The organism is Micromonospora sp. NPDC005291, from assembly GCF_040607415.1.
Lineage (GTDB): Bacteria > Actinomycetota > Actinomycetes > Mycobacteriales > Micromonosporaceae > Micromonospora.
Window position 1 is genome coordinate 305,017 of the sequence record NZ_JBEXGR010000002.1, and the last position, 22,108, is coordinate 327,124.

15 protein-coding genes are annotated in these 22,108 nt (G+C 68.5%); 5 read left to right on the forward strand and 10 right to left on the reverse strand.

All coding sequences use genetic code 11. The features are described from left to right. Window positions 1–49: 49 nt before the first annotated feature. The 8 genes from ABZT18_RS03595 to ABZT18_RS03630 form a co-directional block, all read right to left on the reverse strand. A complete protein-coding gene (locus ABZT18_RS03595) occupies window positions 50–547 on the reverse strand; it encodes an N-acetyltransferase (protein WP_354992211.1) in 498 nt (165 codons plus the stop codon). A gap of 149 nt (window positions 548–696) precedes the next feature. Then, window positions 697–4,008, reverse strand: a complete 3,312-nt coding sequence (locus ABZT18_RS03600; RefSeq protein ID WP_355250383.1) for a discoidin domain-containing protein — start codon at window positions 4,006–4,008, stop codon at window positions 697–699. A gap of 39 nt (window positions 4,009–4,047) precedes the next feature. Continuing rightward, the gene (locus tag ABZT18_RS03605) at window positions 4,048–5,520 is read right to left on the reverse strand and encodes a glycoside hydrolase family 43 protein (RefSeq protein ID WP_355250386.1); all 1,473 of its coding nucleotides are present in this window, start codon (window positions 5,518–5,520) and stop codon (window positions 4,048–4,050) included. Window positions 5,521–5,558: 38 nt separating this feature from the next. Beyond that, a complete protein-coding gene (locus ABZT18_RS03610) occupies window positions 5,559–8,045 on the reverse strand; it encodes a beta-L-arabinofuranosidase domain-containing protein (RefSeq protein ID WP_355250389.1) in 2,487 nt (828 codons plus the stop codon). 87 nt (window positions 8,046–8,132) lie between these two features. Further along, on the reverse strand, window positions 8,133–8,942 hold the full coding sequence (locus tag ABZT18_RS03615) for a carbohydrate ABC transporter permease (protein ID WP_354992215.1): 810 nt from the start codon (window positions 8,940–8,942) through the stop codon (window positions 8,133–8,135). 14 nt (window positions 8,943–8,956) lie between these two features. After that, on the reverse strand, window positions 8,957–9,907 hold the full coding sequence (locus ABZT18_RS03620; RefSeq protein ID WP_354992216.1) for a sugar ABC transporter permease: 951 nt from the start codon (window positions 9,905–9,907) through the stop codon (window positions 8,957–8,959). Window positions 9,908–9,967: 60 nt separating this feature from the next. Beyond that, window positions 9,968–11,263, reverse strand: coding sequence for a sugar ABC transporter substrate-binding protein (locus tag ABZT18_RS03625; RefSeq protein ID WP_354992217.1), 1,296 nt, complete (start codon window positions 11,261–11,263; stop codon window positions 9,968–9,970). A gap of 22 nt (window positions 11,264–11,285) precedes the next feature. Next, complete coding sequence (locus tag ABZT18_RS03630) at window positions 11,286–13,211, reverse strand: beta-L-arabinofuranosidase domain-containing protein (protein ID WP_354992218.1); 1,926 nt, start codon at window positions 13,209–13,211, stop codon at window positions 11,286–11,288. Window positions 13,212–13,425: 214 nt separating this feature from the next. Between ABZT18_RS03630 and ABZT18_RS03635 the strand changes: the two genes are divergently transcribed. The 5 genes from ABZT18_RS03635 to ABZT18_RS03655 all read left to right on the forward strand — a co-directional run bounded on the left by ABZT18_RS03635 (window position 13,426) and on the right by ABZT18_RS03655 (window position 19,894). Then, window positions 13,426–14,457, forward strand: a complete 1,032-nt coding sequence (locus ABZT18_RS03635) for a LacI family DNA-binding transcriptional regulator (RefSeq protein ID WP_354992219.1) — start codon at window positions 13,426–13,428, stop codon at window positions 14,455–14,457. Window positions 14,458–14,569: 112 nt separating this feature from the next. After that, window positions 14,570–16,354 (forward strand): hypothetical protein, encoded by a 1,785-nt coding sequence (locus tag ABZT18_RS03640; protein WP_354992220.1) that lies wholly within the window; start codon window positions 14,570–14,572, stop codon window positions 16,352–16,354. A gap of 60 nt (window positions 16,355–16,414) precedes the next feature. Continuing rightward, entirely contained in the window at window positions 16,415–17,497 is a 1,083-nt protein-coding gene (locus ABZT18_RS03645) for a glycosyltransferase family 2 protein (protein ID WP_354992221.1), read from the forward strand. A gap of 195 nt (window positions 17,498–17,692) precedes the next feature. Then, a complete protein-coding gene (locus tag ABZT18_RS03650) occupies window positions 17,693–18,670 on the forward strand; it encodes a hypothetical protein (protein ID WP_354992222.1) in 978 nt (325 codons plus the stop codon). A gap of 396 nt (window positions 18,671–19,066) precedes the next feature. Further along, the gene (locus ABZT18_RS03655) at window positions 19,067–19,894 is read left to right on the forward strand and encodes a CDP-diacylglycerol diphosphatase (RefSeq protein ID WP_354992510.1); all 828 of its coding nucleotides are present in this window, start codon (window positions 19,067–19,069) and stop codon (window positions 19,892–19,894) included. Between the two features lie 159 nt (window positions 19,895–20,053). Here the strand turns inward: ABZT18_RS03655 and ABZT18_RS03660 are convergent, their stop codons facing one another. Together ABZT18_RS03660 and ABZT18_RS03665 are read right to left on the reverse strand one after the other, a co-directional pair. Continuing rightward, window positions 20,054–20,854, reverse strand: a complete 801-nt coding sequence (locus ABZT18_RS03660) for an ATP-binding cassette domain-containing protein (protein ID WP_354992223.1) — start codon at window positions 20,852–20,854, stop codon at window positions 20,054–20,056. Continuing rightward, entirely contained in the window at window positions 20,851–22,098 is a 1,248-nt protein-coding gene (locus ABZT18_RS03665; RefSeq protein WP_354992224.1) for an alanine racemase, read from the reverse strand. The genes ABZT18_RS03660 and ABZT18_RS03665 overlap by 4 nt, the downstream gene beginning before the upstream one ends. Window positions 22,099–22,108: the final 10 nt, after the last annotated feature.

Genomic DNA, 22,108 nt, shown 5'->3' on the forward strand with positions numbered 1-22,108 from the left:
TCGTCCCGCAGCGACCGGTCGGCGCGATCCAGGCATCGCCTCGGACGTGTCACGAGGCGCGCGGCAGCGCGAGCCAGTCCTGCCAGGTGATCTCGCGGCCCAGGTAACGGGGCTGCTGGAAGGGCCAGTCCGCGGCGATCCACTGCGGCACGAACGCGTCGAGCGCGCGCTCCCCCTCGCCGCCGACAAGGTCGTCCACCACCCACCAGGAGACCTCGCCGTCGGAGCCGGTGCGCTCGGGCGGGTCGATGTAGACGCAGCCGAGGATCGCCGTCTCCTCCTCGTCCAGCAGCGCGTAGTTGAACGACTGGTGCGCGGCTATCTCCTTCTCGTGCCGCAGCAGGTCGATGCGGTCCTCTTCGAAGGTCATCGTCTCCCGGGGCCACGCCCAGGCCGGTCCGAAGATCTCCCACAAGCGCTCACGGGAGCCCATCACGGCGGGGTAGTCGAGCGCGGTGTCGGCCTCCCGGATCGGCCGCAGATGAAGCCCGGTGTCGGGCACGGGCACGTGGACGGGGTGGACGAATTCGTCAGGCAGCCAGCTCATAAGGGCCGAGGCTACAGCCGGCCGGCGCAGAATGATCAAGGTGACGCGCGCGCCAGGGGGGTCTCCCCCGGGCCTTGACCAGGGCACTCCGGGCGGATGGCCGGCGGCGTACTCGTCCGCGCCGGCCACCCGCCTCGGGTGTCGTCAGGTCAGCCGAACGCCTTCACCTCCAGCAGTCCGACCGATCCCGTGCCACTCTGCAGCACCACCCGCAGACGGGTCGTGCTCAGGCTCGGGAAGGTGACCTGGTTGTACTGGTTGAGCACGGTCGGATAGCCGCTGACGCCGGGCACGTCGGCGTACGCGCTGCCGGTCCAGTACTGCAGTTTCCAGGAGGCGGGCAGACGCACCCCGCCGTTGTCGTCGAAGAAGTAGACCTGCGCCGACCTGATGGTCTGCGCCGCTGGCCACGTCAACGACGCCCACTGCTCACCGACGTTGGGCCAGGTGCCCCACCGGGGATTCACGGTGTCGTTCGACGACGGTGGCTCAGCGCCGTCATTGATCGCCGCGACGCTCTCCCAGGCGGAGGTGTACGAGGCGGTCGGCACCGCCGCAGTGGCCAGGTTGCCGCCCGGATCGGGATCAGGATCCGGATCGGGGTTGGTGCCGCCCCGGTTGTAGACCTTGATCTCGGTCAGGCCGGTCTTGTACCCGGCGGCGTGGGTGAACTGCACCCGCAGCCGTTGGGTGGTGACCGCGGTGAACCGGACCCGGTTGTAGTTGGCCTGGGCGACGCCGGGCGTCTTGACCTGGGCGGCGGCGTTCACCCAGGTGCTGCCGTTCCAGTACTGCACGGTGTAGGACGCCGGCGCCCGGTACCGGTTGGTGGCACGGTCGTTGCGGAAGTAGATCCGTGCCTCGTCCACGGCCCGGGACTGACCGAGGTTGATTTCGTACCAGTCGGAGCTGTTCGGTGAGCCGTAGCTGCCCCAGAGCGGCTCGTTGATCGGGAAACCGTCCAGCGCCGCCCCGGTGGAGGTGCCGGAGGCGGTGTACGAGGCGGTCCCGGTCGCGCCCTGGGCCAGGTTGGGGATGGTCGCGGTGAGATCGGCGCCAGCCTTGGCGAACATGTCCACCATGCGGGCGCTGTTCTGGTTCACCTGCTGTGGCAGTTGCAGGCCGGGCACGGCGGCGCTGTAGGTGACCGTGCCCGCGCCGCTCGGGAACGTGACCGCGCCGGTCGCCGGGTTGTAGAGCACCCGGGTCAGCCGGTCGACGGTGAAGGCCCGGGTGCCGTTGAGGTAGACCGAGTAGCCCTGCGGGATGCCGGCGTAGCGGGTCACCCCGTCGGCCGGGTCGTCCCAGACGACACTCAGGTCGGCGTTGCGGTAACGCAGGTTGTTGACCGCGAAGTGGGTCCAGCCGATGTTGATCGGGGACAACTCGATCTGCGCATCGGTACGCGGGCGCAGGCCGGCGACGTCCTCGACCACCGTCCAGTTGCTGCTGCCCAGGATGTTGTGGTGGATCCAGGACCGGTAGTCGATGCTGCGGCTGCCGGAGTTCCAGTCAGCCCAGAACTCGTTCGCGTCCGGCCACTGTGTGTTGCCCCCGATGTACTGGGCCCAGGCGTTCCAGTAGAGCAGCTTCTTGTAGTCCTCCGCCGACATCCACTGGTTGGGGTAGTTGCGCAGCACCGAGGAGTAGAGCCGGAACTGCACGGTGGAGTTGATGGTCGAGAAGTTGTTGCTGCCGGGTTGCCCGGCGGCGGCCGCTGCCGCCTTGTCCCGCTGGTTCGCGGTGAAGAACGGGAAGATCGGATACTCGGCCGGGTCGTCGTAGAGCCGCAGCGCCTCCCGGTACTGGGCGGTGTTCGGCATCAGACCAACGGAGTACGGGTAGTAGTTGTTGATCTCTTTCCACGGCACGTGCGTGTTGGTGGAGACGTGCTTGTGCTCCAGCAGCTGCCGGCTCGGGTTCCAGAGGACGTTGATCACGCCGTTACGGACCCGGTCGGCGAGGGCCTGCATCTCGTTGGCCTTCGCCGTGTTACCCAGCAGCGTGTATGCCTGCACAGCCGCCATCGCGCCGCTGTAGACGTACGCGGACTCGGCCCGGTCGAGGTTGCCGGCACGCCAGTGGAACGACACCGCGTCGGCGTCGTTGCCGGTCATCGCGCCCCAGTCGTACTCGATCAGGCCGTTGTTGTTGGTGTCGTAGGTCGCCAGCTGCCCCTTGACGTCACCCTCGGCATAGCGGGCCAGGTTGCCGGCGATGGCCGGTTGCCCGCCGTGGATCTGGTACGACCGCCAGGCGGCCTCGGCGATGTACTGGGTGTAACTGTTGGACCAGTTTTCCGGGTCACCGGGGTTGTCCATGAACCGGCCGTTGCGCGACGACTGCCCGACCGACAACCACGGCCCGTACGAGTAGATCGGGTTGCGCAGGTATTTCAGGTCGTCGATGTGCATCGGCTGGGTCAACGCGATCGCGTTGTTGTAGCCGGTGACCCCCTCGATCGACACCGGGAACTGGTAGTCCTGCCCGGGGATGTCGACGTCGAGGTAGTTGTACCGCATCAGCCACCAGCGGTAGTAGATGTTCTTCTTGATCGCCGGATCCGGCACGTCGATGTACGGGATGTTCTCCGCCCACCACCGGTTGTAGTCCCGCACATGGGTGGCGAACGCGGTCGCCGGGGTGTAGCCGCGGTAGGCGTTGTACTCGGTCAGCGACTCGGGGATCTCGTTCGTCACGAAGCCCATCACCACCTTGGTGGTGACGCTCTGCCCGGCGGCGAGGGTCACCGACCGGTTCAGCCCGCCGCTGCTGACGGTGAACCCGTCCCCGGCCAACCGCGGGTAGATGGTGGTCAGGTTGTTCTTCACCTGCCGGCTGCCGGTCAACTCGCTCCCGCTGCCGGTGGTGGCGTACGGCGAGGTGGCCCGCAGTTGCAGGGTCGAGCTGGCCGAGCCGTTGTTGACCAGCGTCAGGTTGGTCACCGCGACGTTGTTGTGGGTGATGAACTTCGACATCTCCACCCGGATCGAACCGCTGGTGAAGACCCCCTTCCAGTGGCTCGGCGACTGCCATCGGCCGCTCACCTGCTCGGCGAAGGTGCCCGGTGTGATGGCGACCGAGTAGGCGTTCTGGCTGCTGATGTTGTCCCAGTAGGCGACCTGGCCGCCGAAGCCGATCACCGACGGGGTGTGCGTGGTCATGAACAGTCCGCGACCCCGGGTCATCAGCCAGGTGCCGGCCGGGTCGTTGCCGGGCCGCGCGAGCAGCCGGTCCATCCAGAAGTCGGTGCCGCCCGCCTCGGCGTTGTAGATGGACTGCATGGTGTTGCCGGTGCTGTAGCCGACCGGTGGCGCGGGGATCGCCGGGCCGGAGAAGGTGGGATAGCCGATGGTCTGCGCGGCGACCGCCGGGGTCGCGGGAACGGTGAGCAGAGTGGCGACGAGGACGGTGGTGACGGCGAACGCCAGCGGTGTGCGGTGCTTGGGGACGGATGACACTTCGACACCTCCAGAGGGCGGAAGGGACGGGGCTGCTGGCTACGCCTGGAAGGCCATCCACTCGAGGACGCCGGTGGACAGCCCGGCCTTGGAGGTGATGGACAGCCGCAGCCGGGTCGTGCTGACCGAGCTGAACGTCGTGACGTTGTACGCGTTCCCGGCGACCGGGCAGCCGGACTGGTTCGGCACGTTGACGTACGCGCTGCCGTTCCAGTACTGCACCTGGCAGGAGGCGGGCAGGTCGATGCCCTGGTTGTCGTCGAACCAGTAGGCGGCGGTCCGGTTCACCGTCCGGGCCGACGGCCACTGGTACTCGATCCACTGGGTGCCCTGCTGCGGCCAGTTGCCGTACGCCAGGTTGCTCCGATCCTGGGAGTTGGCCGGCACGCCGCCGTTGTTGATCGCGGCGAGGCTCTCCCAGGTGGACACGTACGACGTGGAGCGGGTCGCGGACGGTGCGAGGTTGGTCCCGGCCGGCGGCTGGCCGGGGTTCGTGGGCGGCGGGGTGGTCGGATTGCCGCCACCGGGGTTCGGTGGTGGGCCGGTGGTGGTCTGGACCACCTGCTGGATGGTTCCGTCGGCGTTGAAGGACAACCGGTCCACCGCGACCGAGCGGCGGAAGTTACCGCCGCCGGGGGCGTTGGCGTTGTGGTAGACGATGTACCACTGGCCGTTGAACTGGACGATTCCGGCGTGGTTGGTGGTGGAGGAGACCTGGCCGAGCACGATGCCCCGGTGCGTCCACGGACCCATCGGGTTGGTCGCGGTGGCGTAGCGCTGGCAGGCGTAGCTCGATGAGGTGACGCAGCCGCTGGTGTCGTTGGCCGCGTACATCATGTAGTAGAGGCCGTTGCGCTTGAACATCCACGGCGCCTCCCAGTAGTTGGTGAGGCCGGCCGGGGTGACCACGGGTCCGTCCAGCTCGATCATGTTTGGCTTGAGCCGGGCGGCCCGTGCTCCCCAGTAACCGCCCCAGTAGATGTACGCCTGGCCGTCGTCGTCGACGAAGACCGTCGGGTCGATGTTGAGCCCGGACGAGTTGGCGGTGCTGTCGCTGATCAGCGGGCCGCCCTTGGCGTCGGTGAACGGGCCGAGCGGGCTGTCGCCGACCGCGACACCGATGTCCATCCAGCCGGGCCCGTTGCCGTTGATCGAGGTGTACCAGTAGTACCTGCCGTTGCGTGGCTCGACCTCTCCGGCCCAGGCGTCGGCGCCGGCCCAGCCGAAGGTGCCGATGTTCGCTCGTACGCCGTTGTCGGTCCAGGTGGCGGCGTCGGTCGAGGAGAGCACCCGCCACTCGCGCATGACGAAGTTGTTGTTGCCGGCCGCCGCCTCGTCCCGGCCGGCGTAGATGTACATGGTGTTGCCGACGACGAGCGGGGCCGGGTCGGCGGTGTAGATGTTGGTGATGATCGGGTTGGCCGCGTGGGCGTCGGGGGTCAACGCGACCCCGGTCAGCACGGTGGTGACGGTCGCCGCGGCTGCGGCGGCAAACCAGCGTCTTCTGGACATCGATCCTCCGGTCGGGGTGGGTGGGGGTGTGGGCTGGGCTACTGGCCGGTCGTGTGCAGGTTCGCCACCTCGCTGGCGGTCAGGGCGCGGCTGTAGATCCGGAAGCTGTCCACCGCCGCGTTCAGGTAGGGGTCCCCGCCGTACTGGGAGCGGCCGATCCAGTTCTGGCCGGTGCTGCCGAGGCTGGCGGGTCGCAGGCTCAGCGCGGTGTTGCGGGCCACCTCGACGCCGTTGACGTAGAGCACGCCGAGGTTGCCGTTCTGGGTGACCGCGAGGTGGGTCCAGGCGCCGACCGGCAGCGCTGCCGGGGCGTCGATCCGCTGTTCGGCGCCAGCGCCGCCGGTGGTGATGGCGTACCGGGCGGTGCCGGCCGCGCTGCGCGGTGTCAGGAACAGGTACGCGCCGGTGCCGGTGCCGAAGTCGAACAACCGGGCCCAGGTCGCCGAGACGTCCAGCCGTACCCAGGTCGCCAGGGTGAACGCGGTGGCCCCGGCGAGGATGCCGGCCGGCACCGAGACGTACGCGCTGGTGCCGTTGAGGTTGACCGCGTTGCCAGTGCGGCCGGTGGTCCAGTTCGCTCCCCCGGCCAGGGTGGCGGTACGTCCGTTGCCGGTGGCGTCCACCGCGCTGCTGCCGGACGCCTCGTTGAACAGGTAGTGGGCGACGAACGGCACCGGAGGCGGCGTGTCGAGCACCGACCAGTAGACGGTGTAGCGCTGGCCGTGGGTCTGGTAGAAGGGCAGCAGGGTCACCGGGCCGGTGCTCGCGGTCGCGGAGTACTGCAGCGGCGTACCGGTCGGGGCGAGGCTTGCCGGGTTGAGCGTGGGCAGGCTGCTGAGGTTGGTGGTGCCGTACTGCCCGGCGAGCACGATCGGCCCGTACCGGACCGCCTGCACGCTGGCGTTGTCCGGCGTGGACTCCCGGGTCAGCGCCATCGGCAGGGTGAGGTCGACGACGTCTCCGGAGACCCAGGTCCGGTTGAGTTGGGCGTAACTGCCCGGGGTCGGCGTGCCGCCCGTTGCCACGCCGTTGATCCGCACCTGCGCGCCGGTGGCCCAGGACGGGATCCGGATCCGCAGGTCGATGGCGCCCGAGCCGGTGATGGTCAGCCGGGTGGAGCCGACCTGCGGGAAGGTGGTGTCCTGCCGGATCGTGATACCGCGTCCCGGCCAGGTCAGCTCGGCGGCGATGAACAGGTTGACGTAGAGCGTGTTGCCGGAATGGAAGAAGATGCTGTTGCCGTGCTTGGTGTTGGTCTCCATGCCGGTGCCGTGGCAGCAGGTGAAGTCGTTGTAGTCGTTGCTGTAGGTCTTGATCCCGCCGGCTCGCAGCGGCGTGTAGTAGCTGTGGTGACCGTTCGCCGAGTTCGGGTTCTGTGCCCCCAGCAGGTGGTTGAACAGGGCCTTCTCGTAGAAGTCGAAGTAGTCGGCCCGGCCGGGGGTGGTGAAGAAGAGCTGCCGGGTCAGCTTCAGCATGTTGTAGGAGTTGCAGCATTCGCAGGTGCTGTCGGACAGTTCGCTGGCGATCCGGTTGGGCAGCTTGAAGTACTCGCCGTTGGAGTTGCCGCCGATGGCGTAGCTGTGCCGGTTGACCACCATCTCCCAGAAGTTGCCGGCGATGTCGCGGTACCGGGTGGTGCCGGTGGCGTGGTATTCGCGGATCGCCGCGAGAACCTTCGGGATCTGCGTGTTGGCGTGGTAGTTGTTGAGCGAGTCGGTGTTGGCCGCCAGCGGGTCGAGCACCTCGGCGTGGTCGAAGTACTGCGCGGCGGTCAGGTGGCTCGCGTCGTTGGTGACCTGGTAGAGGTTGACCATGGTTTCGCCGATGCCGCCGAACTCGGTGTCGAGCATGTTCTGCCGCGTCGCGTAGCTGAGTCGACCGTTGCGCAGGTTCACCCAGGCCGCCTTGCGCAACAGCACCTGGAGCGCCTGTGCGTTGCCGGCGAGCTGGTACATGTCGAGCAGCCCCGCCACGATCTTGTGCAGGGTGTAGTAGGGGGCCCAGACCTGCTGACGGGCTTCGACCCGGTCGATGAAGCTTTCCGGGTACGCCGACAGGTAGCCGGGGTTGTACCCGGCCGACGATGCCCGGTCCTGACAGGTAGCCAGCTCGGCGACGAGGTAGTCGCCCTTGGTCTTGAACGCGGTGTCGCCGGTGCTCGCGTACGCCTGGGCGAGCGCCGTGAGCACGTGGCCGATCGAGTGCCCGCGCAGCTCGGTGGTGGGTGACTCCCAGCCGCCGCACGGGGTGGCCGACGAGGGCAGCCCCACGTTGAGGCGGAACATGTGCAGCAGCCGGTCGGCGTTGAGGAACTTCAGGTAGGTGTGGGTGCGGGCGGTGTTGGCCTGGAAGGGGCCGGTGAGCAGCCGCACCGCCGACAGGGGGAAGGCGTACGCGGAGACGCCGGTGTCGGCGCGGTCGGCGGCGGCGGGCCGCGCGGGCAGTGCGCCCGCGGTGGCGAGACCCGCGGCGATGGCGGCTCCGGTCTGGAGCACGCTGCGACGGGAGACGGAGGGTGTGGGCATTCGCGTCACCTTCTCGTGGGCATAGATCGAAGTCGGTCGATTTATTGGGGTAGGGTCCGCCCCCCTGGATCGGAGGCGGGTGCCCGATCAGCCCTTGAGTGCGCCGGAGACGAAACCCCGGACATAACTGCGCTGCATGAACCCGAAGAGCAGCAGGCACGGCACCGCCATCACGACCACTCCGGCCTCCAACGCCGCATAGTCGATGGAGCCGTGACTGGCCGTCCGCATGTTGACCACCGCCAGCATGGTGGTGAACCGGTCGGTGGAGTTGAGCAGGATGAGCGGTGCGAAGAACTCGCTCCAGGAGGTGAGGAAGGCGAAGAGACCGACGGTGATCAGGCCCGGTCGGACCGCCGGCAGCATGATCCGGATCAGCGCCTGAAAGCTGTTGCAGCCGTCCATCGCGGCCGACTCGGCCAGCTCGTTCGGCACCGCCTCGAAGGAGTTGCGCATCATGAAGATGGAGAACGGGAGCTGAAACATGATCAGCACCAGGCTCAGCCCGATCAGCGAGTCCTCCAGACCGATCCAGCCGAGCAGTACGTAGAGCGCGATCAGGATCGTCGCGTACGGCACCATCAGGATCCCGAGAGTGAGCAGGAAGAGCACGTCCCGGCCGGGAAACCGGAACCGTCCGAAGGCGTACCCGCCCAGCGTGGCGACGAAGAGGGTGCCGACCACCGTCAGCGCGCTCACCGCCACGCTGTTGAACACGTGCTGTGGGCGGATGCCGTTGTCCGAGGTGAAGAGCCGGTCGTAGTTCTCCAGGCTGAACCCGCTGTCGGTGCGCAGCGAGGCCCACCCGCTCCAGAGCAGCGGGAACAGGAACAGAATGGCCAGCGCCGTACCGGTGACGTAGTAACCCCACCGCGAGGTCGTGCTTGAGCCGATCATCGCTGGCCTCTCGCTCACTGGGATCGACGGCGCAGGACGCCGAGCTGGATGACGTTGAAGACGATGAGCACCGCGAGCAGTGCCACCGAGATCCCCGCGGCCGACCCGAGGTCGAACCGGATGAACGCCTCGCGGTAGATCACCATCACCAGCGAGGTGGTGCTGTTGTCCGGGCCGCCCCGAGTGAGGATCCAGAACTGGTCGAAGGCGAGCAGCGAACCGGTCGTCATCATGGTGAGCACCAGGGCGATGGTGGGTCGCATGAGCGGCAGGGTGATCCGGTGGAACGTCTGCCACCGATTCGCCCCGTCGATCCTGGCGGCCTCGTACACCTCGTTGGGAATCGCCTGCAGCCCGGTCAACAGGATGAGCATGTTGAACCCGGCGAACCGCCACAGCACGAGCACGATGGCCGAGCCGAGAGCCGAGCCGGCGCTGCCGCTGGTCCAGGAGACGTAGCCGTCGATCAACCCGAGCCGGGACAGGATGCCGTTGACCGGACCGATCTCGTCGCTGAGCAGCCCGAGGAAGAGCAGCGAGGCACTGGCGAAGCCGACCGCCATCGGCATGAAGAAGGCGGTCCGGAAGAAGCCGACACCACGCCGGCGGTGCTGCACGAGCAGCGCCAGACCGAATGCGACGGCGAACAGCAGGACCGTCATGCAGACCGTGTACCTGACGGTGAACCAGATGGCGTCCCGGATCAGGTCGTTGTCGGCGATGTCGGTGAAGTTCTCCGGCGCGTTCAGCGACGGCGCCCCGAGCAACGGCCACCGGTGCAGCGACATCCAGATCACCAGCAACAACGGAACGACGAAGAACAGACCGACCATCAGTGCGTTGGGGAGGGCGTAGAGGGCGCCGACGAGCGACCGTCGCCGCGCGCCGACCCGGGTGGGCGGTCGAGACGTACGGCCCGGGGTACCGGTGCCGGCGTCCGCCCGGGTGATCACCGTCGTGGCCATCTGTTCCTCCGGTTGCGTGGTGGCCCGGTCGTCGCGTGGCGTCGGCCGGGCCACCGGTGGTCAGCTCTGCTGCAGGGACTTGGTGATCGCCGAGTTCCCGTCGGCCAGGGCCGTCGCGGCCGAGCCGAACAGCGCCCCCCGGACGGTCGACAACCAGGGGCTCTGCGGGTCGTTGAAGGACGCGTTGAAGTTCTGCGCGTACGGCGTCTTGCCCTTGGCCATCAGGTTGTTGATCATCACGATGCGGGGATCGGCGGAGGAGTACTTGTTGGCCGCGAGATCGGTCCGGGTCGGCACGCCCTTGTTCTTCGCGATCACCTCGACCTGCGCCTCGTCGGACATCGTCCACTGCAGGAAGTGCCAGGCCTGGGCGGCCTTCTTGCTGCTCGCGCTGATGCCGATGGCGTCACCGCCGACGAACGTCGACTCGCCGCCGGCGATGCCGCTGATCGGCGCGACCCCCATCCTGACCCCGGCGGACTCGATCAGACCGAGCCAGACCGACGGGCCGGGGGCGATACCGACCTTGCCGTTCTGTAGCGCGCCGAGCCAGGTGGGACCGGCCTCGTCCTTGGACGCCGGCGCCGCAACCCCCTCGTCGTACAGCTTGCGGTAGAGGGCGAAGACGTCGGCCATCTCCTTGGAGTCGATCTTCGCGTTGCGGCCGTCCGCGTCGATCACGTCGCCACCGGCAGCCCAGACCGACGGCCAGAACGTGAACTCGACACATCCGCCGCAGTTGCCGCCGAAGTAGGTGCCGTTGATGTCACCGCCGAGCTTGTCGATCTTCCGAGCGTGTTCGGCGTACTCGGCGAGGGTCGTCGGGCCACGCTCCGGATCGAGGCCAGCCCGCTGGTAGAGGTCCTTGTTGTAGAGCAGCACCGACATGTCGATGGTGTGCGGGACGGCGTAGTTCTTCCCCTCCCAGGTCGCCGCGTCGACGTGCGCCGGCGCCACCTTGCCCTTGAACCCGGAAGCGTCGAACCGGTCGGTGATGTCCTGCCACAGCCCCTGCGAGGCGTACTGGGCGGAGAAGACCACGTCGGCGGCGAAGAGGTCAGGCAACGCCCGCGCGCCTGCCGCGGAGGCCAGCTTCGCCGGGTACTCCTCCCCCGGGTACGCGGTCACCTCGATCTTGTTCTGATGCGTCTTGTTGTACGCCTCGGCGTAAGCCTTCGACACCGACTCGGTGGCCGCACGGGTCCAGAGCGTGAGCGTGCTGCCGTCGTCCACCCCCGCCGGGCCGCCAGCGGCCGGGTCCTGGTCATTCCCTCCGCTGTTACAGGCGGCCATCGCGACGACCAGGAACGCCGCGGTGACGACACGCGCCGTCCGGACTCCAATTCTTCGCTGCACAGGATTCTCCTTGGCTGGCAATTCAGGTGATGTGGTTGTCCCTTGGCAGCCAGACCCGCATGGTGGACGAACCCCGGCGGGCCCAGCGGTGGTAAGGCACCAGCCGCACCGACCCGAGGTCGGCTTCGCCGGACGCCGGACGAACGGGTACGTAGGGCCAGGTGTCCGAAGCGGGTGGCTCGGCGTAGCCGGCGACGACGGCACCGTCGGCCACCTCCTGCGGCGCGGTCGAGGTGTCGACACGGAGCAGGCCCAGGTCGACCTGTTCCTGATCGACGGACTCGGCGCAGAGCACCACCGGCCCGCGTTCCACCGCCACACAACCGCGCACCGCGTCGATGCGTGGATCCGGGAACGTCCACCTCGGACGCGTCGGCAACTCCAGCCGAAACTCGTCGCCAACCGCGAACACCCGGGTCACCTCGACGGTGCCCGGGGCGGCCGGACGACGCTGGTCGCCGTCGACGAGCACCGCACCCTCGCCCCAGTGCGGCACCCGCATCGTGATCGTGAACGGGCCGCCGTCGGACTCGGTGACCCGTACGGTGACGGTGCCGTCGTCGGGGTACCGGGTCTCCATCCGGATGCCGAGCCGACGGCCGTCGACCAGGCGGGTACGCACCTCGGCGTCGGCGTACTGATGCAGTTGCAGCCCGCGCTCGTCGGCGCTGGCCAGATAGGTCGCCAGTGCGGCGAGGGTGCGCCCCAGGTTGCCCAAGCAGCAGGACACCTCGAACCAGGGCGCGCGGGGGCCGCCGGCGAAGTCGAGCTGCTCCTGGTCCGGCGGAAGGTCCCGGGTCGGCGTCCGCTGGTGCAGGGTGTGGGCGTAGAAGAAGGAGGTGCCGTCGTCGCTGATCGCGGTGGCGAGCACGTTGTAGAGGATCCGTTCGATCAGATCGCCGTAGCGCGGCTCACCGGTGGCGAGCAGCAGCCGCCAGGCGACCATGACGGCGGCGACGCCGGCGCAGGTCTCCGAGTAGGCCCGGTCGGCGGGCAGGACGAAGTCGTCGCCGAACGCCTCGTCCGCGTGCCGTGAACCCATTCCACCGGTCAGGTACGTACGCCGGGCCACGGTCCGGTCGAACTGCCGGATCACCGCGTCGAGCAGTTCCCGATCGCCGGTCTCGACCGCCACGTCCACCGCGCCGCTGGTGAGGTAGAGGGAGCGGACCGCGTGCCCCCGCAGCACCTCGGCCTCCCGGACCGGGATGTCGTCGCTGGAGTAGGCCCAGCCAAACTGCTGCATGGGCAGGCTGCGGTGGCCCCGCCGCTGAAGGAACAACGCGGCCTGGTCGAGGTAGCGCTGCTCACCGGTGAGCCGCGCCAACTCGACCAGGGCCGGCTCGATCTGTGGGTGCCCACAGAGCCCCCACACACCGTCCGGGCCGAAGGTGTCGCAGACCTGGTCGGCTGCCCGGCGGGCGATCGCGAGCAGCTCGTCCGGTCCGGTGGTGCGGGTGCGCGCGACGGCGGCCTGCACCAGGTGACCGGTGCAGTACAGCTCGTGGCCGGAGCCCAGGTCGCTGTAGCGGGGGCGCTGGCCGGGCTGGCCGAAGGCAGTGTTCAGGTAGCCGTCGGGCGCCTGGGCCGCGGCGAGCATCGCGGTGAGCTCGACCACCTCATGGTCGCGGGACCGGTCCGCCTCGCGGCCGACCTCCCAGGACATCGCCTCGATGAGCTTGTAGACCTCGGAGTCGGAGAATTCGCGGCCGCGCCGCTCCTGCGACCCTCGGCCGTCCTTCGCGGTGGTGAAGTTGCCGGTCCAGCCGAGCTTGTCCATCCACGATCGGCCATGGTCGAGCGTGGCGCCACCGTTCACCTGCTGACGGAGGGCCCAGGCCCCGCCGGTGATGCGCGCCTCGCCCAGACCGAGCGGGCGCAGCGATCCCCGCGACGGGATCACGGGACGACCACCCGTGGGATCGGCGGCGGCAGACGTGACTGACATGTAGCTCCTTCGCCGGTGAGTCGACGTGGGCGGGATCACTCCTGTGTGCACTCACCCTGGTCTACGAAAAGGTTTTCGGCAAGATGCCAACACCGTTACGGATCGATAACACGCACCACCCGAAGTGGGTGGTACGCAAGTCGTTAGACTGTGTAGCAGAGCGGGTGCACCCACCCGGAAATCCGAGATCCGGTTAAGGTTTCGAAAGGCTTTCGTGGGCAGGCAACGATCAGAGTCAGTGACCCTCAGCGATGTGGCCGGCCGGGCGGGCGTCTCGGTGGCCACCGCGTCGAAGGCGCTCAACCATCGTGGCGAGGTCGCACCCGCCACCCGGGAACGGGTGCTGCGTGCTGCAGCCGAGCTCTCGTTCCAACCCAACGTCCTCGCCCGCGGGCTGATCTCCGGCCGCACCCGCACCATCGGGCTGCTCACCGACGAACTCGGCGGCCGGTTCTCCATCCCGATCCTGCTCGGCGTGGAGAACGCACTCGGCAACGAACAGATGTCCGTGCTGCTCTGCGACGCCCGGGGCGACGCGATCCGCCGCCAGCACTACATCCGTACGCTGCTGGCCCGACAGGTCGACGGGTTCATCATCCTCGGCGACAGCAACGACTTCCGGCCCTCGATAACCCGCGACATCCCGGTCCCGGTCGTCTACGTCTACGCCGAATCCACCGACACCGACGACCTCTCGCTCATCGCCGACGACGAGGGCGGCGCCAGACTCGCCGCTGAACACCTGGTCTCACTCAACCGGCGTCGGATCGGCCACATCACCGGCCCGGAGAGCTACCGGGCAGCCCGCGACCGGGTGACCGGCCTGCGCCGGGTGCTGGACGAGTCCGGGCTTCCGCTCATCGGCGGCGGCCCACGCTACGGCGAGTGGTCCCAGCGGTGGGGTCGTCAGGCCACCCGGATGCTGCTCGCCGCCGAGCCGGACCTCGACGCCATCTTCTGCGGCAACGACCAGATCGCGACCGGGGCGGTCGAGACGCTGCTCGACCACGGGCGTCGAATCCCCGACGACGTGGCCATCGTCGGCTACGACAACTGGGAGGACTTCGCCGCCGACTGCCGGATCCCGCTCACCACGGTCGACCTCAACCTGCAACAGCTCGGTGCCACTGCGGTAGCACACCTGTTCGCCGCACTCGGCGGTGAACGACCCTCCGGTGTGCTGCGCCAACCGTGCCGCATGGTCGTACGCGAATCCACCGGCCCGGTGCCAACGAACGCGAAGTGATCGCACGCCTCGGTGCGGAAAGCCCCAGTTCTGGGCTGACGCGTCGCCTCGTCGAGCGGTAGCAGCGGCGGGCTAGTGGACAAGGCCCGCACTATCGGACAGCATCTATTTCATGATTACCCGGTCCACCGGCGCTCGACAAACCGCCGAGAACGCGAGCACCGAACAGACCTCCGACGACCCGACACCGGGCGGGCGGGGCCGGTGGCGCTGGGCCCGTTCCGAATGGACCTTGGCAGCACTGGGCAGCCTGCTTCTGGCGGCGGTGCTGACCTGGCCGACGCTGCGGCATCCGGCGAGCACGATCCCCGGCGACCTCGGCGATCCGACGTTGCAGGCGTGGCAGGTCGCCTGGTCGGGGCACGCTCTCCTCAGCAATCCGCTCGACCTCTGGCACTCGAACACGTTCTACCCCGAGAAGTACACCTACGCCTACAGCGACACCCTGCTCGGATACGCCCCGTTCGGGATGATCGGTTCCGGCTTCGAGGCCGCCGTGATCCGGTACAACGTGCTGTACGTCTTGCTGCACGCGCTGGCGTTCCTCGGGGCGTACGCGCTGGCCCGGCAGCTCGGAGCGAACCGGTGGGGTGGGGCGGTCGCCGGGATCGCGTGGGCGTACGCGCCCTGGCGGTTGGCGCACTCCGGCCATCTGAACATCCTGTCCAGTGGGGGAATCGCGCTGGCCCTGGCGATGCTGGCCCGTGGGCACGGCTGGTCGCTGCGCCATGGGTACCGGCCGGAGCGACGACGGCCCGGCTGGGCGTTGGCCGGATGGCTGGTCGCCGCCTGGCAGGTCACCCTCGGCTTCGGCATCGGGCTGCCGCTGGTGTACTTCCTGCTGGCCACGGTGCTGGTGGCGGCCGGCTGCTACGGCTGGTCCTGGTGGCGCAAGCGGGAACGCCCGCCGTTCGGCCGGCGACTGCTGCTCGCGGATCTGGCCGGTGGGGCCGCGTTCGGCGCGGTGACGCTGCTGCTTGGTCTGGTCTACCTGCGCGTTGTCGACCTCAACCCGCAGGCCGAGCGGACGCTGGACTGGACGAAGATGTTCTCCCCTCCGCTGATCGGGTTCGTCACCGCGCCGGCCGACTCGTGGTTGTGGGGCGAGTCGCACGCCGCCGCACGGGAGCAGCTGTCCTGGCCGCCGGAGATGGCGCTGCTGCCGGGGATGACACTGCTCGGGCTGGCTGCGGCGGGGCTGTTCTTCTCGGTGTACCGGCCCTGGCACCGGGTCGCGCTGGGGCTGGGCGTGCTCGGCACGGTGCTGCTGGGCCTGGGCGCCACGCTCGGTGGTGACGGGGATCCCGGCTATCTGACCCTGTCCATGCACCTGCCAGGCTGGGACGCGTTGCGCACACCGGGCCGGATGATGCACTGGATCAGCCTGCTGCTGGCGGTGCTGGCCGCCGGCCTGGTGACGGCGCTGGCCGAGTCGTCGAGCCAATCGTCGACCCGCCGCTGGACGCGGATCCTCATGCCGCTGGTCCTACTGGTGCCGCTGGCCCTGGTCACCCTGGAGGGCGTCAACCGGACACCCCACCCGACCGTGCCGCAGCCACCGGCCGCGATGCGGACCGCACAGGAACCGATCCTGGTGCTGCCCGCCGGCGGCGTGGGCGACCTGACGTACATGTTGTGGTCGACCGACGGGTTCCCACGGGTGACCAACGGGCTGGGTGGGTTCGAGCCGGTCAGCCAGGCCCAGACCCGGACGGCAGTGGCATCGTTCCCCGACGCGGGCAGTGTGGCGTACCTGCGTGGGATCGGCGTGCGGTCGGTGGTGGTCGTGCCGAGCCGCGCCGCGGGGACGCCGTGGGATGGCATCGCGGCCCGGCCCGTCGACGGGCTGGGCATCACCCGGGAGGATCTTGATGGCACGCTGGTCTACCACCTCTGACCAGGGGTGCGCCGGGCCTACCGGCGTCGGCGGCGGATGCCCGGGTACGGGCGGGACGGTGTGACGACGGTGCGACTGTCCGTTGTGGTGCCCTGCTTCAACGAGGAAGCGTCGGTAGAGCGGTTGCACGAGACCTTGAGCGCCGCGCTCAACGAGCTGCCCGACGTGGACGTCGAGGTGGTGTACGTCGATGACGGCAGCGAGGACGGCACCCTCGCGGCGCTGCGTCGGCTCGCCGCAACCGACCCGGCTGTCTGCTACACGTCGCTGAGCCGCAACTTCGGCAAGGAGGCGGCCATGCTCGCCGGTCTGCAGCGGGCCACCGGCGACGCGGTCGTCATCATGGACGCCGACCTTCAGCACCCGCCGCGGTTGCTGCCCGAGATGGTGGCGCTTTACCAGCAGGGCTTCGACCAGGTGATCGCCCGCCGCGACCGGCGCGGTGACCGGTTCGTGCGAATGGTCGCCTCGCGGTCCTTCTACCGCGTCATCAACTGGTGGATCGACGTGCGCTTGCAGGACGGGGCGGGTGACTTCCGGCTGCTGTCCCGACTCGCGGTGGACGCGATACTGGCAATGCCGGAGTACAACCGTTTTTCCAAGGGCATGTTCTCCTGGATCGGCTTCCGGACGGCGGTGGTGGCCCACCACAACGAGACCCGGCAGACGGGGCAGAGCAGGTGGACGTTCAGCAAGCTCATCAACTACGCGTTCGACGGTCTGCTGTCGTTCAACAACCGGCCGCTGCGTCTGGCGATCCACGGCGGCCTGTTCCTCACCCTTATCGCGGTGGCCTATATGGCCTGGGTGGTCGCGGACGCCGTCGAGAAGGGCATCGACGTTCCCGGCTACACCACCATCATCGTGAGCGTGATCGGGCTCGGTGGCATCCAGATCACGATCCTGGGGGTCATCGGGGAGTACATCGGCCGGATCTATTACGAGACCAAGCGCCGACCGCACTATCTGGTGCAGGAGACCGAGCACCTGGTCACCGAGACCGGTGAGGCGCCACGGTTGTCGACCCGGGTCACGGCGCGGTCGACCGAGCGGAGCCAGCGGGTGGTGCCAGCCCAGGAGGATCCATCCCGGCGCCCCCGGCGGCCGGCCGCCGGGGAAACCATGACCGGCGACGCGACCTGAACGCGCTGGGCCTCTCTCGCAATGAAGGCACTCGCGGCCGCTTTGGCGCCTTCGTCGGGATAGGACGGACGTGCGAAACCAAGATCGGGAAGCCGACATCCTGGTACGAGACGAGGCGCGATGCGTTTCACTCCTGTGGGACGCCGAAGGTCGGCGCCAGCATGAGGGGGCTCACACGTGTCGCGACGCCAGAGAATGCTGGCCGACAGCTGGACCAACGAGTACGTGACCGAGCTTGAACGGCACATAGTCGGGCTGCGGGCGGCTCAGCTTCCTGCCCAGCTGACGCAGACCCTCGGTCAGGAGGCCGGCGACGCCTACCTGCTCAAGACCGCTGCCGGTCGTCACTGGGGCACACTGCGCGGACCGGGATCCGCTGTCGCGACCTGGGAGACGTACGTCAAGCAGCAGTACCCGAATGACTGGAACGAGATCATCGGACTGGTACAGCAGTTCGCCGCTGGTGTCCGACTGTCCTCCTGGTCGAGGATCGTGGTGCTGTTCAAGGAGTTCCTCGTCAGGCAGCGGACCGCCCCCACCCACAACGAATATTTCTGGCGGAACGCCCGTGACCTGCCGATCTCGGGTCAGCAGGCCGTCAGCGACATGAATTTGATCCGCGACGAACTTTTGCCGAGAGGCAACAGCGCGCCGCAGGATCTCCCGACCCGGGAGCGGAACCTGCGCAACGCGGTGGTGACCTGGCACGCGTTCACCCAGGAAGTGCTGCGCTGGACCGATTTCCCGGGCAACGACCAACTGAACAAAACCATCACAGTGGTACGCACCGAGAGCACCGAGGCAGTCAGGAATTTCCAGCGTGTCGATGGTGCCGCGTTGACCCAGAATGAGATCGAGGCCCCACTGTCCGTCAAGGACACGCCGTTGACCTGTGTTCGAGGCCCGTTGGAATCATCCTCGCTCTATACCGTGAAGACTATCTACGGCAACGTGGTGACCGAGGCGGTAGTGCCCTACCACCGGGTGTTCGCGCTCTATCTGACCGGCCGACCAGGAAGCCCCGAGCACCAAATGTCCTTCTTCGAGAACGACACGGAGAACGAGGTGTCCTTCATGCCGCAGGGACTGACGTTCCAGATCAAGGACCAGTCGGATCTGGCGTACGCCCGACCGGCGAACGCGGACTACGACAGTCTGCGCAGAATGAATTAGCCTCGGCCTTTCACTTGAACGCCGTTCCATAGTCGCTTTTCCATGGGTCGGGCTCGCGTGTTCGGTACCGTTGTGTTGGCATGACGAGGGCCCGGAGCGGGGCCGGGTTTCCTCCGTGATCGCCGGTCGGACCGTGAGGCACGAGGTCAGCCAGCCGGAGCGACACGATCAGGGGACCCGTACGGCTGCCGCCGCAGCATTTGCCCGGTTCGTCCTAGTCTCAACACGTTCATGACTCACGTCCTGATTCGCCGTTCGCGATCTGGCACGCGGTGAGCACTGGGCGGCGTCCTGCTCAGGATCGCAATCGGGAGGCTGATGGTGAGCGAGAAAATACACCGGCGCCAGTTCGTCAGGCTCTCCGGAACCGCTGGCGCCACGGGTCTCCTCGGCCTGATGGGGGCAGGTGGTGCGCTGGCTGACGGGGGCTCGGCCGACGGGGGCCAAGCCCCCGAGCCACCTCCGCCGGGCCCTGGTGCCGCACCCTGTCCCACACCTTCCAGCCTGTGCGGCTACCCGAACGACACCGGAGGTAGGTACGACCTGTGGGACAGGGTGCAGGTCTGTGAGGGTACGAAGACCGGTCCGCCTTTCCCCCAGTGCCTCCAGACGACGTCCACCTACGTGGTCCTCAACGGGGGATCTGGGTCGAACCATGATTTCCTCCTTGTCCCCAGCTGCCGCATCAGCGGCATCGAGTGCCCGTTCATCGCCACCGCCAACGCGCCGAACTACTGGCTGGAAGCGTGGAACAACGCTCAACCAGGACAGCCGGGGCATGTGGTGTACCCACACATCGGATTGGGGGTCAATTCGGCCGACCCGACAATTCGCCAGCAGGACCAGCTCCATATCCACATGGCCGGAATCCACTCGGGCATTCAGACGCAACTGAACAACCACGACAGTGCGATCAGCAACGTCCCGTCGAGGTGGCAAAGCCAGATCGTTCCGATCTGGGGCCTGACGAGCACAGGCCTCCCGGCACCCCGGTCGTACCGCGTGCTTCACGTCGCGAACCTGAACCCGAATCTCTTCACGCTCCTGCGTGACAGCGTGGTGAGGCCGACCGGCGCGACCATGGCAGCGCAGATGCTGGCCGTGACGCCCCGTCTTTTCGGGAACGGCGGGTTCTACATCCTGAACAGCGAGCCCGGTCTACCCGTCCCCACGGGCCAGCCAGGCGGTACGGGCAGTGTCGACTTCCTGCTCGCCTACGCGTAAACCCCGTCGCGGAAGGCCCGGTCGGGGTTGCGTGCACATCCGCCCTCTATCAGCTGCACCGGACACCTCAACCCGCTGGCGATGCCCTGATCCGTCGTCGTCCTGCCACCGGTGGCTCGCGTACCGCATCGGCGGCACACGAGCCACCTCACGTGCCGCTCAGGACCGCTCGGCCTCCGTTGACGCACCGGTGATCATCGAGACGATCTCGTTGCGGCTGGTCTCCTCGATGTTCCGGACACCGACCTGGCGCCCCCGGCGCAGCACGGCCACCCGATCGGCGATCCGGAACACCTGGTCGAGGTTGTGGCTGACGATCAGCACGGCGGCGCCCCGTTCACGCAACTTCATGATCAGCTGCTCCACCTTGGCGGTCTCGGCCACCCCCAGCGCGGCGGTCGGCTCGTCCATCAGCACCAGGCCGCTCGCCCAGTGGGTGGCACGGCAGATCGCCACCGCCTGCCGCTGCCCTCCAGAGAGGTCTCTGATCGTCGCCTTCGCGCTGGGGATGCGGACGTCCAGGGCATCCACCAGCTCCTGGGTCTCCCGCGCCATCCGGCGTCGGTCCAGCAGCCGCAGCGGGCCGCGGGTCAGCTCCCGCCCGAGGAACATGTTCATGTAGACCGGCTGCGAGTCGGCCAGGGCCAGGTCCTGGTAGACCACCTCGACACCCTGCCGCCGGGCATCGGAGGCGTCCCGGAACGACACCGGCCGGCCGTACATCCGCAGCTCGCCCTCGGTCGGCTGGTACACCCCGGAAATGATCTTCACGAGGGTGGACTTGCCGGCGCCGTTGTCGCCGACCAGCGCGGTGATCTCCCCGGCGGCCAGTTCCAGGTCGAAGCGTTCGATCGCGACGACCCCGCCGAACTGCTTACGGATGTCACGCAGTTGCAACGGCGGAGCGTCCGTTCCGGCCGCGCCACCGGCCGGGACGGTGTTCTGGGTGACCGTGCTCATGATGCCCTCCCTGTGCTGCCGGCCGCGTGGGTGCGCGGGTCGGTGTCGTCGAGCCGGATCGGCGTCGAACCGTCGGCGGCGTAGACGCCGGCCACGGCCGGGTTACCGGACCGGACGCCGGTAACGCCCGCGGTCAGTGCCCGGGTGACGAACACCTGCGGCCGGAACCCGAACAGAACCGTGTCGCCGGGCGCGACGGACGGCACCGCAGCGACGTCGGCCATCGCGTAGTAGTCGATCGCCTCCGGCGCGGGCATCTCCACGTCGACCAGGTGCGCGTCCTCGAGACCGCCGCCCCGGGGCACGATCAGGGCGCGGGTGCCGCCCAGGCCGAGCACGGGGTCGACGTAGAGTCCGCCGCCGAAGACGTAGGCCCGACCGCCCCACAGGTGGGACACCTCGCTGACGTAGAGCACGGCGGGCTCCTCGACCAGGTCGGTGACCGCGTGCCAGGGCGTCGTGCCGGTCAGCCCGTGGCCGGGCTCGACCTGGGTCGCACCGGCCTCGGCGAGCATGCCCAGGATCGCGGTGGACGTCGTACCCGGGGCGTTGATCTCGACGTGCGACCGCCCGGCGGCGCGCAGCGCGGCGGCGGCGGTCCGCAGGGTGTCGAGGTTGGGGGTCGGCACGACCCGGCCGGCGGTCGAGTCGAACAGTTGGGTCGGGAAGCTGGTGACACCCGCGAACCGCGCACCGGGAAGGGCATCGAGCCGGTCCGCGACCGCCACGATCTCGTCGGCCGGGTAGCCGCCCTCGTGACCCCGGTAGAAGCGGTCGCCGGGGGCCATGACCCGGGCGAGCAGCGCCTGCTCCCGGCCGGTCGCGTGGTTCGCGGCCGCCGCCTCGCCGGCCTTGGTGTCGTTGAAGACGGTCCAGTGCTTCGGGGCGAGCGCGGCGGCGGTGGCCGCCTCGTGCCGGGGAATCTGCACCAGGTGACCGAGGTGACCGATGCCGAGCCCGCTGCGCCGGTCGGCGAGCGCGCACTGCAGGTCGACGCCGACCGCCTCGGTGATGCCGGCGTCGCGGATCGTCCGGCAGAAGTCGGGGTTGCGCCCGACCTGCTTGGTCATCGCGTAGGCGGACAGCCCGAGCCGGTCGGCCTCGCGCCGGATGGCGGTGGCGTTCGCCGCCACGGTGTCCAGGTCCAGCGCGTAGCAGTTGGTTGGCAGGTCGCCCCTCTGGTGCAGGTCCGCGGCAGCGGCCAGGAGGCCCGGGTTGCGGCGTCGCAGCAGATCCAGAAACATGCGCTTTTCC